Here is a 17681-nt window from a genome sequence, read left to right as displayed (position 1 = left end):
ATTGCATTGATATGATAAATAAACTACCAGTAACCGTACTCAGCGGTTTTTTAGGAAGTGGTAAGACCACTTTATTAAATTCTATTTTAAAAAATAAAACGGGATTAAGAGTTGCCGTAATTGTAAATGACATGAGCGAAATTAATATTGATGCGCAATTGGTTGATCATGCAGGCAGCTTATCTAAAACGGAAGAAAAGCTGGTTGAAATGAGTAATGGTTGCATCTGTTGCACGCTTCGGGAAGATTTAATGTTAGAAGTGGAGAAACTGGCCAAAGAAAACAGATTTGATTACCTGCTGATTGAAAGCAGTGGGATTTCAGAGCCTATTCCGGTGGCACAAACTTTTTCTTTCGTTGACGAAGCTTCCAACATCGATTTGAGTCGGTTTAGCTATCTGGATACCATGGTTACAGTAGTGGATGCGTTTAATTTTTATAAAGACTTTGGTACAGCAGAAATTTTGCAGGATAGAAACTGGGCAGATGATGTGGCTGATAAAAGAACGATTGTAAACCTATTGACGGATCAGATTGAATTTGCCGATGTGATCATCATTAATAAACTGGATTTAGTAACCGCTCACGATGCCAGTTTAATTGAAGCTTTGATTAAAAAACTAAATCCAACGGCGAAGTTGCATAAAACAATTTTTAGCGAACTCAACCCGGATGATATCTTAAACACTAAACTTTTCAATTTCGAATTAGCTTCTTCGGGTGCTGCATGGAAAAAGGAGCTGGATGAAGTTCATCTCCCTGAAACAGAAGAGTACGGCATTAGTTCCACCGTTTTTTCGGCCAAGAAACCATTTCATCCGGAACGATTTTGGAATTATCTTAATCAGGAATTCCCGACAAACATCATCCGAACAAAAGGCATGTTCTGGATTGCGGCCATGCGCAATGCAGCTATCAATTTTTCACAAGCGGGTGGTTCGCTGAGGATAGAATTAGCGGGAACCTGGTGGGCTGCAATGAGTGAAGCAGAAAGAAATAGTGATGCCGTTTACCTGGAAAATAAACAAATGATTTTAAGAGACTGGGATGAAACATTTGGCGATCGTTTAACAGAACTGGTATTTATTGGGCAAGAATTAGATGCAAAAGTATTAAAAGAGGATCTGGAAAAGTGTTTGCTAACCGATGCTGAAATAATTGCATACAGAAATAATATGCTATTTAACAATCCTTTTGAGCAGGTGATTTAATAGTTGTTGTGTATTTCTAAAAATAAAATTTGCACTGTTTAAAATTAAATTTAGATTTGTCTAAATTTAATTTTAGATATGATTAATTTATGAAATCAAGCCTGACCATTCTCTTTTTTATATTAATGCTTACTGCTGTTGCACAAAAGAAAACGCTTATTGGCAAAATTACCAGCAGCCAGCAACCTGTAGAAAATATTAACGTTAAAATAATGGGTACCAACCAATCTACCAAGTCGAATAGTTTGGGAGACTATCAGCTCAATACGTTTGGGAAGGCAGATGTAGTGATTCAGTTTTCAGGGATAGGGTATCAATCGGCAAAAGCTAAGGTATCAATTACCGGAGATAGCCTTCGGTATAATGTTGACCTTAGAACCCAGGCAGCTGATTTAAATGATGTGGTGATCACTGGTGTGAACCGGGCAACAGCCTTGCGTAAAAGTCCGGTGCCTATTGCCGTATTATCCAAAAAGACAATGGATCAAAATGTAAGTACCAATTTAATTGATGCCATTGTAAAGGGGATTCCCGGCGTAACAGCAGTAACAACTGGTCCAAATGTATCCAAGCCATTTATTCGTGGTTTAGGTTATAATCGAGTACTTACTTTATATGATGGTTTAAGGCAGGAAGGCCAGCAATGGGGAGACGAACATGGTATTGAAGTGGATGAATATGGTATATCGAGGGCTGAAGTAGTAAAGGGCCCGGCAAGCCTAACGTACGGTTCTGATGCATTGGCTGGTGTAATCAACATGATTCCACTGAATCCTACACTGGAAGATGAAAAACTAAGAGGTGATTTCACCACTAATTACCAAAGCAATAATGGGCTGATCGCCTCATCTTTGGGGTTAACTTACAGAAAAAGTGATTGGAAATATACGCTCAGGGCGAGTGGAAAAACCGCACACAATTATCGAAATAAAGTAGATGGATTAGTGTATGGAACAGCCTTTCGGGAATATAATCTATCGGCAAGTGCACGGGTTGATAAAAGTTGGGGTTATTCAAAAACAGCTATTACCTATTATGATAATGTGATGGAAATTCCGGATGGGAGCAGGGATTCGCTCTCCAGGAAATTTACCAGGCAGATTCTGGATGATGGTGATGATATTAAAAACCGACCAATAGTTCCTGATGGACAATTAAATAGCTATGCGATTAATCCACTACATCAACACATCCAGCATTTTAGGTTTTATAACACCAGCAATTTTAAGCTGGGTAACAGCGACTTAAATGTGCTGATTGGCGGGCAGCAAAGTATTCGTCGAGAATATAATCACCCCACAGCGCCAGATCAGGCAGGTTTATATGTCGTGCTAAATACCTTAAATTATGATATCAAATACAATCTTCCAGATTTTTCTGGGATTCAAAGCACAATAGGTGTCAATGGCATGTTCCAGTCTAACAGGAGTAAGGATGCTACGGATTTCCCTATCCCAGATTACAATTTATTTGATGTAGGCGCTTTCTTTTTTGCCCGAAAATCTTTTGGAAAGATTGATGTTTCTGGTGGATTCAGGGCAGACCAACGGAATATAGAGTGGAAAAATTTCTATGTCGCTTCCAATCCACAAACAGGCTTTGGTGAGAAAGTTAGTGAGGGTGCTGCTGCAGATTTACAATTTCCAGCATTCGAAAAAAATTATTATGGTCTATCTGGTAGCTTAGGTTTAACTTATAACATTTCAGAAAAACTGTTAATTAAGGCAAATATTTCCCGAGGATACAGGGCTCCAAATATTACTGAGATTGGCTCTAACGGACTTGATCCGGGTGCGCACATTGTTTATTTAGGCAACAGAACTTTTAAACCAGAATTTAATTTACAGCAAGATTTAGGTGTGATTGCTTATCTTCGAGATGCTGATTTAAGTGTTGAAGTTTTCAATAATCACATTCAGAATTATATCTATCAATCACGTTTAACAGATGAAAATGGTAATCCGGTTGTGCTAGTTCCAGGAAATCTGACTTATCAATATCAGCAATCAAAAGCGCAACTTTATGGTGCTGAAGTAAGCATCAATTTGCATCCGTCTCAATTTAAATGGCTAAGTTTTAATAACAGTATGGCTTATGTAGTTGGCTTAAATAAGAACCAAGACCTATTAGATCTGCACGGCCGTGAAGCAAAGTATTTACCTTTTATTCCACCACTGCAAATTCGTTCAGAACTGAAAGCAACTGCTCAAAAAGCGATTGGCTTTCTAAATAAGCCATATCTAAAGGTAGATGCAGCTATTTTTGCCAATCAAAATAGATTTTATGCCCTGGATAATACTGAAACCTTTACAAAGGGATATACGCTATTTAATGCAGGGTTCGGTTCCGCAATTCTTTCTGGAAAAGGAAAAGTGTTAATGGATATTTTTATACAGGTTGATAATATATTTAACGTGGCCTATCAATCACATTTAAACCGCTTAAAATATTTTGAGTACTACAACTCATCACCAAATGGAAGATCAGGAATTTATAATATGGGCAGGAATGTGAGTTTTAAAGTGATTATTCCTTTCTAATCTATATTGATTGTGATGATTTAAAAATCAATATGGAAGATTATTTTGTAATTTCTATATTTATGAAATATGGAAGAATCATTAAGTGAACAAAGATTAGGATTTTTAAGGCAGTCTATTGGAAAGGTGATGACCAATTCACCTTCAAACTATATGAATTGGCTGGCTCCGGTACTTATAAAGGCCGAAAATGGCGTTTTGGTTTGCCAGTATACCATTCGCAAAGAAATGACCAATCCCTATCAAATCTTGCACGGCGGCGTAACGGCTGGAATTATTGATGATTTGATAGGCGCAACAGTTTACACCATGGGTTTGAATAATCGATATACCACCGTAAATAATTATATAGATTACTTTGCTCCAGCGGCAGAAGGTGATGAAATCATAGCAGAAACTTCCATTATTAAAAAGGGAAAGACGATTTTGAATTTACAATGTGAGGTGTTTTTGCCTTCTAAAAAACGTCTGATTGCCAGGGGATATTCAAACATGTTAAACATAGGTTAACTTATTCCTGATTGCTTTGCGATAATTTATTAATTCCTTTAAACTGGCGAAACATTTCGCGTGGTAACTTGTTGTATCTTAACCAAAAATATAATGAGCCATGTTAGAAAATTATTCATCCCTGCAATTCATTGTGAGAGGCAAGATTTTTAAAGGATTTTGCATGCGCATTCAAGACGATTTTCATGAAACTTATGCCGTTGTTTTAGATGGTTACCATTCATTTTGTATCTGGTTAGATAATAAAAGTGAAAAATGGTGTGCTTCTAAAAATGTTGCTATTGATCCAGATGCCATTGATGAAATTATTAACAGAATTTCTATTCCACCACAAGTTTCTTGAAAGTCTGACTTTAAAATGCTCATCACTTAAAAAATCTCTGACCAAAGCAAGATCAGGGATTTTTTAGGTTTATACCTTTTGTGCTAACTTGATCAGCAGGAATTGCTTCTTTACATAAAATGATACAGAGGTTTTATCCAAAAAACAAATAACAAATTCCAATTGCGGTACAAACCCCAACTAAATCTGCCAGTAGCATCGAGCCGATGGCATAACGGGTATTTTTGATTTGTACGGAGCCGAAATAAACGGCTACCACGTAAAAGGTAGTATCTGATGCACCCTGAAAGATGCCTGATAATCGGCTTGCAAAAGAATCAGCACCGTAGGTTTCCATTGTGCTTACCATCATTCCTCTTGCAGCTCCGCCACTTAAAGGCCTGATTAATGCGGTAGGCAAGCCTTCCACAAATCTGGTATCAGTTCCCAAATAAACAAAGATGTTTTTAATTCCATTGATGACTACATCAAAGGTGCCACTTGTACGCAATAAACTAATGGCTACGAGCATACCCACCAGATATGGAATAATGTTAATTGCAGTTTTAAATCCGTCCTTTGCCCCATCAATAAAGGCATCAAATACATCAATCTTTTTGTATAATGCACCAAGCACTATTACAAAAAAGATAAATAAGATCAGGCCATTACTTAATAAACCAGAAAAAGACTGAATACCAGTGGCGTCCAATGACCTGATGTAAAGTACCAGACTGGCAATGATAGCCGATAAACCTAGAATCCAACCGATTACAACAGGTTGCAAAAGGTTGATTTTCTGTCTGAATGAAACAATAAGCATGGCCGCTATGGTACCAACAAACGTTACGATTAAACAAGGAATAAAAACATCTGTAGGATTTGAAGCATTCTGGGAAGCACGGATCGCAATAACACTTACGGGGATTAAACTTAAACCAGCCGCATGCAAACATAAAAACATAATCTGGGCATTGGATGCCGTATCCTTATTGGGATTAAGTTCTTGTAGACTTTCCATTGCCTTTAAACCAAATGGGGTTGCTGCGTTATCCAAGCCAAGTAGATTGGCTGAAAAATTCATGATCATGTGCCCCATAGAGGGGTGACCTTTTGGAATATCAGGAAATAATTTAGAAAAAAACGGACCAACAATTCTAGACAATAAACGGATACCACCTGCTTTTTCAGCGATACTCATTAATCCCATAAACAGCGCCAATATACCAATAAGCTTTAGGCAAAGCTCTACTGAAACCCAGCAAGTTTGAATGATACCATCTAACTTAAGAGGATTTGCAGCGTCGTCGGCCTTACCAATCACCATCCAGTTGAAAATATCGCTTTGTCCGAAAAAGAAACATTTTACACCTGCCACTACAATCGCAACAATTATAAATGCTGACCAGATTCTACTTAATGCCATTAGGTTTGTTTAGTTTAATTTAATGGGATGAAAATACCCTTTTTAAGTGAAGTATAAAAGGAAGTTTGGAGTTTGTAGTTAAGAGTAGTGAGTTCCAAGTGCAGAAAAATAAAAAAAAGTCCATAGTGTTCTCGCTTTTGCGATACAGACTATGGACTTTTGACTCAAGACTCAGTACTCAACTAAGGTTTCTCGTCAGTTAATTCGAAACCCCAGGTTTTCCCCTTTTCTGTAGCGGGGATTCCATTGGTCATCCATACAGGCGCTTTAGTACCTTTAAGGTAGTGATCAAAAAATTGCTGCTCACGGATCTGAATATCCTTACGGTTTTGACGCTGAACCAAATTATGCGCTTCGCCGTTGTAATTTAACATCCAAACGGGTTTGCCCAAGCGGCGTAAGCCTGTAAACATTTCAATGCCCTGATACCATGGCACCGCTCCATCTGCATCATTCGCCATTACCACTACTGGTGTATTAACTTTAGGAAACATAAATAAAGGAGAGTTTTCTATGTATAGTTCTGGCTTCTCCCACAAGGTGGCACCAATTCTACTTTGGGTTTTCTCATATTGAAACTGGCGATTCATACCTGTTTCCCAACGAATCCCACCGTAGGCTGAAGTCATATTTACAACAGGCGCACCTGCCCATGCAGCAGCATACATATTGTTTTGTGTAATCAGATAAGCTACCTGATAACCGCCCCAACTTTGACCCTGAATACCAATTTTAGTTCCATCTACCCAATTGTTTTTCTTAAGGCTTTCTACGCCGGAGTTGATATATTCCACAGCTGATTGCCCTGGATGTCCGTTTTCATATCTAATATCTGGCGCAAAAACAAGGTAACCATTGCTTACAAAAAATGAAATATTCAGACGGGAAGGCGTAGGGGCAGGTGCCTGATAATTATATAAACCATTCGTTAGTTTTTCATAGAAATAAGCAATCATCGGATATTTCTTATTGGGGTCGAAATTTTCTGGTTTATACAAAATACCTTCCGCCTGGTAACCTTTTGGGGTAGTCCATTTTACCAATTCTGCTGTACCCCAATTGTAATTCTGTTGCTGTGGATTGGTATTGGTTAATTTCGTTTCTGTTTTAAAATCAGTGGTTACATATACATTTGGCGATTCTACATAACTTGCTTTATCATAAATATAAGTTTCAGCATCCTTAGCTTTGGCCAAATCAGAATATTTGTATTTAGCCATTACCACTAATTCAGGTGCCTTTATTGTTCCTACGTTGGTTCGGTAAAAACCATTTTCTTTAGTTACATTGTTAAAAGCATTTAGCCAAATAACTTCATTGGATTTTACAAATTTAGAATCTACATTTCTTTCCAATCTATTCTCCGGTAAAACCCTTTCGTAACGGAAAGTAATTTTATTGGCCCTGCCAAAACCTGCTGTAATATTTTTTGGTGCTGATTTTCCATCTGGTGAAAAGGACCATAAATCATATCTGTCATTTAAAATAACAGCTTTGTCATCTGCCGTCCAGGTAGCAATTCCATAAGCTGATGGAAGATCAGGAACATCGTTATCTTCGTCTACAAATTTCACATCTAAACTTTCATTAAGTGCGGTTACTTTTGAAGTTGAAACATTATAGGTATACCAATTGCCGTTCTTTCTGTCAAAATACAACACATAATTTCCACCAGGAGAAGCCATAGCATAACCATTCAGGTCAGCAATGATTTTCTTGCGCTGACCATTTTTGGTATCAACTAAATAATAGTCTTTAGCTGTTGAACCACTCCATTGTGCTTCAATTCTATGTCCGAAATCTGTTGTAGCCAGAACAGCGTCTGCATTGCCTTCAGCAATAAGGCTGGCATCTGGTAAGGTTAAATCGGTTAGTGGAATTACTTTAGGATCGCTACTGTAAACATCAATCACAGACAGATAACTTTTTTTACTATCCCGATCAATATTTTTAAGTTGCATGGGTTGTAAGTAATCATCTTTATAATTCCAAACGTCTACTTTAGCTACTTCAAAATCTACAATGGTGGTGTCTTTTGGGCTTTTAACAGGGGAGATGCCAAAGAATAATTTTTTTCCATCCTTACTAAAAGTCACTTTCCCATCACCATTAACCGACCATTTTGCAGGTAATCCCGGCATATCAAAATCAACTATAGTTTGTGCCGTATCTAAACTTAAAGAGTTGTAGTAGACATTATAATTTTTGATTTCTTGTTTTTCAGGACTCTGTTCGCCTACAAATGCCAGATGCTCACTTTCTTCATCAAAGGCGAAGTTCTTGAAACTACCTTTCCCCTTGATCAAAGTTTTCGTAGTTCCTTTCTCCGTATTTAACAAAAATACACCCTGAGGTGCTGTTTTATCTTTTTTAGATCCACTACAGGTAAATACAATTAACTTACCATCTTTGCTGATGGCGTAATCCGTTACATATTTAAAGGTATGATCTGCTCCGGTAATGAGGTTTTTAACCACCAGGTCAGTTCCTTCATCCGTTTTGCCTTTTACAGCAGGTTCATCGGCTATAAAATCCATAGCCGAATCTTTATTCTCAGCAGGTTTACTTACTTTTTTTGCAGTATCGGGTTTTTCTGTGAGGTAGGCCATTACACCTGAACCTTCTTCAGGAAACTTAAATGATTTTACACGTGCAATTTTTGTAATCGTATTGGTGATGAGATTGGCAATACCCAACGAATCTTTCGGCATTTCCTCTGGCTTTTTCTTTTTAATTTTAGCCTGTCGGATATCTTTATTAAACGGACGAATATTGAATACTGCAAATTTTGAATCATTGCTAAACTGTGCATTCATTCCTCTGGGGATTGTTAGTTTTGCATTGGTTTTAAGGTTGTTCAGGTACAACTGTGCATCACCTTCTTGCTGTAATACACCATACATTGCCCAGGAACCATTATTTGATAATTGCTTAAGGCCAATTGATTCCCAGGTATCATACACCGTATGATCTAAAGGTTTCTTTTGTGCATAAGCAAAGTTGACAACTAAAAATAGAATGATAGATAGTCTTTTCTGCATTTTTTAAAATAAATTAGTGAGTTGGTTTTGATTTGAAGGTTCTAAAATTGGAAATTTCTGGCTGATTAAGAAACATGTATGCCAAATATTACAATAAGTTAATTTGATGAAATAAAAGATCACGGTTAATATTGACGTTTGTAAAAAACTCTTTACATTAGAGGCAATAAAAAGTAAATACAATTATCTAGCTAATTATTAATTGATGTGTGTGTTTTGCCGGTTTTACATCTGCAAAATATTTAAGCATAGCAGAACCTTCTACGGTTTTGTTATCCGATTCCTATTCTATGATTTATAAAGCGAAGTCATTTTTATCCCGGTTAGTTTATAACAAGTTTTTCTGGCAGTTCTTCTTAGCCATTTTTATGCTCTGCACTGCCGTATTTTTTATCCATGGGCAACATGTAGAGATTTTAGAAATCAAAGCGCAATTAAATACTGCTGTACCCAGCTATATTGGTATTGGTATTTTATTAACTGTTTTATATATAGTAGCCCAGGGGCAAATGTATGTGCATAGTTTTAAAGCCTTAAATGTGCCCATGGGATTGCGCAATGCAATTGTACTTTTTTTAAAACGGAATCTGATCAGCATTTTTCTTCCTGCTGGTGGTTTCTCATCCCTGATATTCTTTACCAAAGAAATAGAAGAGGAAGGTATTTCTAAATCTAAAATTCACCTATCCTCTACACTATTTGCTTTTTGTGGTATTCTTTCGGTAGTTATTGTGGCCATACCGGTATTAGGAATAGCGCTTTTAACGACCAAACTAGGCTCGGTTGAAATTTTAAGTTTTGCATTTCTACTTTTATTAACCGCATTTTTATTTGTTGCCATTTACTCCATTTCAAAAAAAGGCTGGGCATATCAGTGGCTTTCCAGGTTAAGACCATCTTTATCTACCGTGTTAGATGATATGGTTGATGAGCGCATCAGTAGAAAGCACTTCTGGTTAACATTATTAATTTCTATCGGAATTGAGTGTATTGGTATTCTTCACCTGTACATTTGTATGCTTGCCTTAGGGTTTAATGCCAGTTTACCTGCTGCAATTATCGGCTATATTGTAATGGTTATTCTGTTAATTGCTTCGCCATTTCTTCGTGGTCTGGGAACGATAGAAGTTTCATTAACCTTTATTCTGAGTCAGTTTGGTTTTCCAATCATTGCGGCTGCTACCATTACCTTAATGTTCAGGTTTTTTGAATTTTGGCTCCCACTTATTGGAGGCATCATTAGCTTTATTACTAAAAAAGACAGTATAGTTTTAAGAATCCTCCCTGCATTTATCATTCTCATTCTTGGTGTAGTAAATATCATATCTTCTATTAGTCCGGCTATTCCAACCAGATTGCGTTTGGTTCGGGATATTTTCCCGGAGGATTTAGTGGTAACCAGTAATGCGCTCGTTTTAATATTTGGGCTAATTCTGGTGATGATTAGTGTCTTTCTGCTACAAGGATCCAAAAGGGCGTGGTACGTTGCTGTAGCTTTAACTTTATTCTCTATTTTGGGGCATTTGTTTAAGGCCGCAGATTACGAGGAAGCAATATTGGCTTTATTGGCATTCTCATCTCTGTTTTATACCCGGGCAAATTACAAGCTTAAAACGCATCCTAAATTTGTGCAGGTTGGATATCCAGTGTTTATATTCGCAATCCTGGCCGTTTTTGCCTATGGCGTAATTGGTTTTTACTTTATTGATAAACGGCATTTTGGTGTTGAATTTCAATTCATAGATTCAGTTAAGGCTGTTTTAAAAGTAATATTTTTTATAGATGATAAGGCGCTACATCCATTAACGAGGTTTGGATCACATTTTGAACAGTCCATTTATTGTGCCAGTGGACTCGTGATTTTATTTATTGTATTTAGCTTACTAAAGCCCTATTTTTTTAAGCCATACAATACGCAGGAAGATTTTGAAGATGCTGAAAACCTATTGCAACAAAAAGGATCATCGGCTTTGGATTATTTTAAAACCTATCCAGATAAGTTTATTTATTTTAATGAAAGTCGGACTGCCTTTATCAGTTTTAAAATTACCCGCCATTTTGCCTTAGTACTTGAAGATCCTGTTGCCGGATCAACTGCAGAGAAACTGGCCATGATTAAACAATTTGAAAAGCGCTGTGAAGAAACTGGCTTTATTGCGGCATACTACCGCGTTCCCGAAGAATCGTTATCATTCTATAAATCGATAGGGAAAAAGTTTATCCCGATAGGAGAAGAAGCTGTTTTAAACCTGGAGACTTTTACCATTGATGGTGGTAAAATGAAAACCACCAGAAGTGCAATCAACAGATTGAGTAGTGAAGGCTTTATTTTTAAGGTTTATAGCGGACCACAAAAAGAAGGACTTTTGCAAAAATTACAAACCGTTTCTGATAACTGGCTTAAAGATCTCAATCAAAAAGAGGTGGCTTTTACGCAAGGCATTTTTGATAAGGGCATTTTAAAAAATCAAACTATTTTAACCATCGAAGATCAGGAAGAAAAGATTTATGCTTTTTTAAACCTGATTCCTGATTATGCCGCTGGAGAAGCTACCTATGATCTCATTAGAAAAGAAACAGATGCACCGAATGGCATTTTGGATATGCTTTTGGCCAAAACTTTTTTATATCTAAAAGAACAAGGCTTCACCAGTGTAAATATGGGATTGGCACCCTTGTCTGGAATTGATGGTGTTGATGTTACACAGAAAACGATTAAGTACGCATATGATCATTTAAAGGTATTTGCCCAGTTTAAAGGATTGCGTCGGTATAAGGAAAAGTTTTATCCACAATGGAAAAAGAAGTATTTGGTTTACAGCCACCATTACCATCTATTACAGGTGCCCAGTGCTTTGAAACGGATCTCTGAAGGTAGTTAACTTAAATGCCTGTTAAAATGGTAGTAATTACTTTTTTAGTATCATTATCAAATTTATGAGAACCAGGTATTAAAACCTTTTCTAAATTCTTATGGTCTTTAAGTAATTTGTAAAAGTCACTGTCCTCATCTTTACCAAAAATACAAAGCACTGGCTTGGTATGCTTATATAACTCGGGTATGGTTTTATATTTTGCTTCCTTGCTGCCAAAGCCTATTAAATCACTTACCCGAACCACAAAATCTGTGGAGGTAGAAGGAGACAGTAAAACCGAAGATTTTAGCTTATCGAATAATTCTTTTGATAACCGTGGAATGGTAAAGGCAACAGCATCTGCGCCAAAAGAGTAACCTATAAAAGAAAACTCTTCTTTTCCATAAGCTTTTAAATAGTGCTGAATAATTTCTGAAAAATCATGAGCTGTTTTATCAGGACTTTTCTGCTCCCAAAAATATTTCCGGCTATCCAGGCTCACAACTGAATAATTTTTTTGAACCAGTTCATCAACCAATTTTTGCGAAAAACTGTTCATACCACCATCTCCGCTAATGTAGAATAGCAATGGCTTAGCTGCCCCTTTACTTGAGCTGCTTAATGGATACTTTGACATGTCCTGAGCCAACATTAATCCTGGAATAAAGAGCAAAATAAATAAATAAAAAATGCGCATTAGCGATAAATTACTTTTGGTTAGACAGTGTAGAAACAATTTTATCATAACTGCTCTCCGCATAATGATGATTGCCCTGCAGGGTGTCTAGATGAAAACTATTTGTAGAAACGTTTTTCAAATGTTTATCATTTTCTTCCACACCATAAAAGCAATATACCGGGATGGTAATTTTTTGAACTTCCTGATCAACTTTATAGGCGTAATGATCAGATGAAATGTTGGTGAGGTCTGAAAAATGAACAACAAAATCGGTTGTAGCGTAGGGAGAGAGCAGTTCCAATGCCACAACATGTTTTTTAGCACGGTAAGGTAATAGGTTATAAATAAAAGGTACTACATCTGCACCAAAAGAATAACCACATAGATAGATTTGATGGGCATGGTATTTAAATGCATACTTCCTGATCAGTTGAAGAACATCCTGTTTGGTTTGCTCAGGTGTTTTCTGTTTCCAGAAGTAACTGCGGGCATTGATACCAATGGTTTGAAATCCACTGTCGGCAAATTTAACTGATAAATTATCTTCAAATTTCATCCAGCCACCATCACCAGAAAAAAATATCAAAAGCTTTCTGGTAGGCGTTTTTTTTGCCGGATAAAGAAAAACCGGCAGATTAAAGTCTGTTATTTCGATCGCATTATGCTCGCTGATTCTATCTCGTTTAAATAATGCACAGCTGCTTAAACAGAAACAAACAGCTAAAAGAAATAGAATATTTTTCATAACGCTAAATGAAAGTAAAACCTACCATAAAGGATAAACCATGCGGATTAATATCCAAATCATTGGTGCTCATTTTATAACCTTTAAACCCAAGCCCTAAAAACGTACTTATTTTTGAATTCCAGGCATATTTTGCGCCAAAGCCTGTGTAAACATATAATCCTTGTTCCCTGGTAATTGAAATATCATTTGGTGAAATATCATCAGCAATATGGTATTTATTAAACGATATGCCTACAGATGCCTCAGCATAAGGCTTTATTTTTTTTGAATTTCTGAAGTTGTATTTCAAATTTCCATAAACAGGTATAAAACGGAGTTGGTGAAGCGTATAGCCATTATCATGGTGTATTGGCGTAGCGGAATATTCCAATCCTGCTCCTGGTTCTAAACCATTCTCAAACAAATAATTAACTTTAAAAGATGGTGCATAGAATAGGTTGCAATGTGTTGATCTCAAAAGTTCAAATGCAGGCGAATAAGCAAATTTTGAAGTATTGATCATTTTATCCTGTGCAATCAATAAAAAGGGGGTAAGCAATAATATTAAGCTAAATTTAAGCGATTTCATGTTAACTAAAGGAATTTTTTGCAAACATAATAAATAAAGGTAACAAAAATGTTATCTTAAAAAACAGGTTAAAAAAAAGCACCGTTTCCGGTGCTTTCTTCTTATTTTTTAGCTTGTTGTTGTTGACGCATGTAATCGTCTAATCGCTGTTGAAATTTAGATTTTTTCTTTTTCTCATCTGCGGGTCTTGCCTTATTTTGCTGAATGAGGGCATGAATTTTATCATCATCAACCATTCTGCGAATTAAGATCTGCTGACCGAATGTCATTAAATTGGCTAAGAAATAATAATAATTTAAACCAGCTGGATAGCTATTTAAAACACCTAAAAAGATTACTGGCATCACATAACCAATGTATTTCATTTGACCTGTGGCACCTGAAGTCTGGTTGTTAAAATAAGTCATGATAAGGGTAGAGATCGTCATCAATACACACATTAAACTTAAGTGATCACCAATAAATGGTAATTTAACACCGAATTTAATGAACTCATCATAAGTTGATAAATCTTTCATCCAAAGGAAACTCTCACCACGTAACTCAAATAAATTCGGGAAGAAGAAGAAAAATGCCATTACCAATGGTAACTGTAAAACCATTGGTAAGCAACCACCTAACGGATTTACTCCGGCCTTTTTATAAAGCTTTAAATACTCCTGTTGTACAAGCGTTGGATTATCTTCACCAACTTTAGCTTTAATTTCATCCATTTCTGGCTTTAAAACCCTCATTTTAGCCATTGATAAGTATGACTTATACGTAAGTGGTGATAAAGCTACCTTTAATAAAATGGTGAGTACCAGGATAATTAAGCCAAAGTTCCATCCAAAGTTATTAAGGAAATTAAATACCGGCAGTACAATAAAACGGTTGATGTATTTTAAAGGCCAGTAACCTAAATCAACTTGCTTTTCTAAATCGTAACCCTGATCTTTTAAAGCAGAAAACTTATTTGTTCCGAAATAAAACTCCATCTCATATGCCTGGTCTGCGGTATGTGCATAAGGCAATTGCATGTTGGCATCATAATATTTTACCAATCCTGGTGCGGTCGGGATTTTTACTTCCAAACTTCCTTTCTCAAAAGGTTGCTTAGCAATTAATGAAGCCGAGAAAAAGTGTTGTTTAAAAGAAAACCACTGAATTTTACCTTTAGTTAATTCTTCCTTTTCATCCTTTGATACACTTAAGTGGTCTACATCACCATCTACGTATTTATAATATGGTGCAGAATAACGGTGTTCACTTTCAATTGATTTTTCTTGTTGCAATAAGGTAGTTTGCCAGTTTAAACCAACCGTATTACCTGCAATTACTTGTTGCAACCCAACCAGATTAATTTTAAAGTTTACTTTATTGCTTAATGCTTTTAGATCGTAAACATATTCTATGTAAGCGTTAGAACCATAATTGGCACGCATGCTTACCATGTTAGCTGTTTTGGTTGGGGTAAAGTATAAATCATTGGTATTAATGATTTTTCCTGCAGCATTTAGGTTTAATCCAAATTTATTCTGGTTACCATCAAACAAGATCAGCGGCTTACCAGCATAAGTTTTTTGACCTTTAATCTGAACGGATGAAATTCGCCCACCTTTATTACTTAAAGTGATTAACAAATTTTCATTTTCTAAGGTAGCATTGCTTTCGGTGCCAGTTAACGCTGTGCCAAAAGGGCCTTTTAGTGCTAGGGAATCTACAACCGGATTAACTGCAGCAGTTTTTGTTGTATCTTTTTGAATTGGGTTTGCACCAATCTTTTTTAATGAATCGGCTCTATTTGTAGAGTCAACTCGAGCTTGTTCTCTTTTTACTTCGGCTTCATTTGGCCTTAAAAAGTAAAATGATCCTGCTAAGATGATCATAATCAGGAACAATCCTGTAAAGGTATTTCTATCCATTATTCGTGTTTGTACTGCTTTTAATTCGTTTTCTTTTTCGCATACTCCATTGCAGCGGCGACAAATTTAACAAAAAGTGGGTGAGGATTAGCAACTGTTGATTTTAATTCTGGGTGAAATTGTCCACCAATAAAAAATGGATGATTTTTCAACTCTACAATTTCCACTAAATTGGTTTGAGGGTTAATACCAGATGCAATCATACCCGCATCTTCATATTGTTTTAGGTATTTGCTATTAAATTCAAAGCGGTGACGGTGGCGTTCGTTAATATGTGCTTTTCCATAGATACCAAAGGCTTTGGTGCCTTTTTTAATATCACATGGATAAGAACCTAAGCGCATGGTACCACCCATGTTTACAATGCTTTTTTGCTCTTCCATCATATTAATTACCGGATGTGCAGTTTCAGCATCAATTTCAGTAGTATGCGCACCTTTTAGGCCTAAAACATTGCGGCCATACTCAATTACAGCACATTGCATGCCCAGGCAAATGCCAAAAAACGGAATATTGTTTTCGCGAACATATTTAATGGTATCTATTTTACCTTCAATACCACGACTTCCAAAGCCCGGCGCTACCAGTACACCTTGCAGGTGACCCAGTTTTTCTTGCACGTTATCTGGGAAGATGCTTTCTGAAGGAATATATTCTACCAGAACTTTACATTCATTTTTCGAACCCGCGTGAACGAAAGATTCAATAATTGATTTGTAAGCATCTGGTAACTCTACGTATTTACCTACTAAACCAATTTTTACTTCAGCTGTAGGGTTTTTTAAACGACCCAGAAAATCTTTCCAGCTCTCCATATCAGGATCGTTCTTGGTTGGTAATTTTAATTTTGCCAGAACTGTTTTGTCTAACTGCTCTTTTAACATCAACAAAGGCACATCATATATCGTAGATGCATCCATTGATTCGACTACTGCATTGATGTTAACGTTACAAAATAATGCGATTTTTTTTCTCAGGTCTGATCCAAGGTGATGTTCTGTTCTGCAAACCAGGATATCTGGTTGAATACCGTATTCTAATAATGCCTTAACAGAGTGTTGTGTAGGCTTAGTTTTTAATTCACCTGCAGCTGCCAGGTAAGGAACCAGTGTTAAATGAATAACAATCGCATTTGAACTTCCTTCTTCCCATTTGAACTGTCTAACAGCTTCAATAAATGGAAGAGATTCAATATCACCTACGGTACCACCAAGTTCGGTGATTATAATGTCGTAATCGCCACTATCACCTAAAATACGCATGTTACGCTTAATTTCATCAGTAATGTGGGGTACAACCTGAACAGTTTTACCTAAGTATTCTCCTTTACGTTCTTTGCTGATTACATTTTGATAAATACGACCAGTAGTAATATTATTCGCTTGAGAGGTAGGAACATTTAAAAAACGTTCGTAATGACCAAGGTCCAAATCAGTTTCAGCACCATCTTCAGTAACAAAGCACTCTCCATGTTCATATGGATTTAAAGTTCCTGGATCGATGTTAATGTAAGGATCGAATTTTTGAATGGTTACACGGTAGCCACGTGCCTGTAAAAGTTTAGCTAAAGATGCGGAAATAATGCCCTTACCCAAAGAGGAAGTCACACCACCCGTAACAAAAATATACTTAGTCATGTTTGTGATTTTTTACAGCAGATGTAAAAATTGCTGCTTTTTGTACGGGATACAAAGGTACGAAAATTACTCGTTTCAAACATTTTAAAATAAAGATAATTGAAATATGATAAAGTAATGTAAATCAGAAAATTATCAGCTTCTATTTTATTTACATCAAATATTTCATCCAGGCAACAAAACAAAAAGCTTAAACATATTGCTACGTTTAAGCTTTATTATAATATTTCCCTGTAGCAG

The 17681-nt window shown here is 36.4% G+C and carries 12 protein-coding genes; 5 read left to right on the top strand and 7 right to left on the bottom strand.

Translation table 11 applies throughout. The features are described from left to right. Positions 1-11 precede the first annotated feature (11 nt). The 4 genes from AN34_RS11095 (at position 12) to AN34_RS11080 (ending at position 4604) form a co-directional block, all read left to right on the top strand. Entirely contained in the window at positions 12-1211 is a 1200-nt protein-coding gene (locus tag AN34_RS11095; protein WP_029285341.1) for a GTP-binding protein, read from the top strand. Positions 1212-1300: 89 nt separating this feature from the next. Next, positions 1301-3751 (top strand): TonB-dependent receptor, encoded by a 2451-nt coding sequence (locus tag AN34_RS11090; protein WP_029285339.1) that lies wholly within the window; start codon positions 1301-1303, stop codon positions 3749-3751. A gap of 69 nt (positions 3752-3820) precedes the next feature. Beyond that, positions 3821-4261, top strand: a complete 441-nt coding sequence (locus AN34_RS11085; protein ID WP_029285337.1) for a PaaI family thioesterase — start codon at positions 3821-3823, stop codon at positions 4259-4261. Between the two features lie 163 nt (positions 4262-4424). Next, the gene (locus tag AN34_RS11080) at positions 4425-4604 is read left to right on the top strand and encodes a hypothetical protein (RefSeq protein WP_132535729.1); all 180 of its coding nucleotides are present in this window, start codon (positions 4425-4427) and stop codon (positions 4602-4604) included. Between the two features lie 133 nt (positions 4605-4737). Here AN34_RS11080 and AN34_RS11075 read toward each other — a convergent pair whose 3' ends face one another. Together AN34_RS11075 and AN34_RS11070 are read right to left on the bottom strand one after the other, a co-directional pair. Beyond that, on the bottom strand, positions 4738-6009 hold the full coding sequence (locus AN34_RS11075; RefSeq protein WP_029285334.1) for a nucleoside recognition domain-containing protein: 1272 nt from the start codon (positions 6007-6009) through the stop codon (positions 4738-4740). Positions 6010-6191: 182 nt separating this feature from the next. Further along, positions 6192-9050 (bottom strand): prolyl oligopeptidase family serine peptidase, encoded by a 2859-nt coding sequence (locus AN34_RS11070; protein ID WP_029285332.1) that lies wholly within the window; start codon positions 9048-9050, stop codon positions 6192-6194. A gap of 290 nt (positions 9051-9340) precedes the next feature. Here AN34_RS11070 and AN34_RS11065 point away from each other — a divergent pair, with 290 nt between their 5' ends. After that, complete coding sequence (locus AN34_RS11065) at positions 9341-11932, top strand: phosphatidylglycerol lysyltransferase domain-containing protein (RefSeq protein ID WP_029285331.1); 2592 nt, start codon at positions 9341-9343, stop codon at positions 11930-11932. A 1-nt stretch (position 11933) separates the two neighbouring features. Here AN34_RS11065 and AN34_RS11060 read toward each other — a convergent pair whose 3' ends face one another. The 5 genes from AN34_RS11060 to AN34_RS11040 form a co-directional block, all read right to left on the bottom strand. Further along, the gene (locus tag AN34_RS11060; RefSeq protein WP_029285329.1) at positions 11934-12602 is read right to left on the bottom strand and encodes an AcvB/VirJ family lysyl-phosphatidylglycerol hydrolase; all 669 of its coding nucleotides are present in this window, start codon (positions 12600-12602) and stop codon (positions 11934-11936) included. 10 nt (positions 12603-12612) lie between these two features. Further along, positions 12613-13329 (bottom strand): AcvB/VirJ family lysyl-phosphatidylglycerol hydrolase, encoded by a 717-nt coding sequence (locus AN34_RS11055; protein ID WP_029285327.1) that lies wholly within the window; start codon positions 13327-13329, stop codon positions 12613-12615. Between the two features lie 4 nt (positions 13330-13333). Next, positions 13334-13900, bottom strand: coding sequence for an outer membrane beta-barrel protein (locus tag AN34_RS11050; RefSeq protein WP_029285325.1), 567 nt, complete (start codon positions 13898-13900; stop codon positions 13334-13336). Positions 13901-14001: 101 nt separating this feature from the next. Beyond that, on the bottom strand, positions 14002-15804 hold the full coding sequence (gene yidC / locus AN34_RS11045) for a membrane protein insertase YidC (protein WP_029285323.1): 1803 nt from the start codon (positions 15802-15804) through the stop codon (positions 14002-14004). A gap of 20 nt (positions 15805-15824) precedes the next feature. Then, a complete protein-coding gene (locus tag AN34_RS11040) occupies positions 15825-17441 on the bottom strand; it encodes a CTP synthase (protein ID WP_029285321.1) in 1617 nt (538 codons plus the stop codon). Positions 17442-17681 lie beyond the last annotated feature (240 nt).

Origin of the sequence: Pedobacter sp. R20-19, from assembly GCF_000708265.2 — a bacterium.
In the GTDB taxonomy this organism is placed as follows: Bacteria; Bacteroidota; Bacteroidia; order Sphingobacteriales; family Sphingobacteriaceae; genus Pedobacter.
Note: the sequence above shows the minus strand (reverse complement) of the source record. Positions and strands in the feature narration are given on the sequence as shown.

Excerpts from the sequence above, each read along its gene's own strand:
- AN34_RS11065 (WP_029285331.1), top strand. The coding sequence starts at position 9,341 with ATGATTTATAAAGCGAAGTCATTTTTATCCCGGTTAGTTTATAACAAG.
- AN34_RS11060 (WP_029285329.1), bottom strand. The coding sequence starts at position 12,602 with ATGCGCATTTTTTATTTATTTATTTTGCTCTTTATTCCAGGATTAATG.
- yidC (WP_029285323.1), bottom strand. The coding sequence starts at position 15,804 with ATGGATAGAAATACCTTTACAGGATTGTTCCTGATTATGATCATCTTA.
- AN34_RS11055 (WP_029285327.1), bottom strand. The coding sequence starts at position 13,329 with ATGAAAAATATTCTATTTCTTTTAGCTGTTTGTTTCTGTTTAAGCAGC.
- AN34_RS11075 (WP_029285334.1), bottom strand. The coding sequence starts at position 6,009 with ATGGCATTAAGTAGAATCTGGTCAGCATTTATAATTGTTGCGATTGTA.
- AN34_RS11080 (WP_132535729.1), top strand. The coding sequence starts at position 4,425 with ATGCGCATTCAAGACGATTTTCATGAAACTTATGCCGTTGTTTTAGAT.
- AN34_RS11040 (WP_029285321.1), bottom strand. The coding sequence starts at position 17,441 with ATGACTAAGTATATTTTTGTTACGGGTGGTGTGACTTCCTCTTTGGGT.
- AN34_RS11090 (WP_029285339.1), top strand. The coding sequence starts at position 1,301 with ATGAAATCAAGCCTGACCATTCTCTTTTTTATATTAATGCTTACTGCT.
- AN34_RS11050 (WP_029285325.1), bottom strand. The coding sequence starts at position 13,900 with ATGAAATCGCTTAAATTTAGCTTAATATTATTGCTTACCCCCTTTTTA.
- AN34_RS11095 (WP_029285341.1), top strand. The coding sequence starts at position 12 with ATGATAAATAAACTACCAGTAACCGTACTCAGCGGTTTTTTAGGAAGT.
- AN34_RS11085 (WP_029285337.1), top strand. The coding sequence starts at position 3,821 with ATGGAAGAATCATTAAGTGAACAAAGATTAGGATTTTTAAGGCAGTCT.
- AN34_RS11070 (WP_029285332.1), bottom strand. The coding sequence starts at position 9,050 with ATGCAGAAAAGACTATCTATCATTCTATTTTTAGTTGTCAACTTTGCT.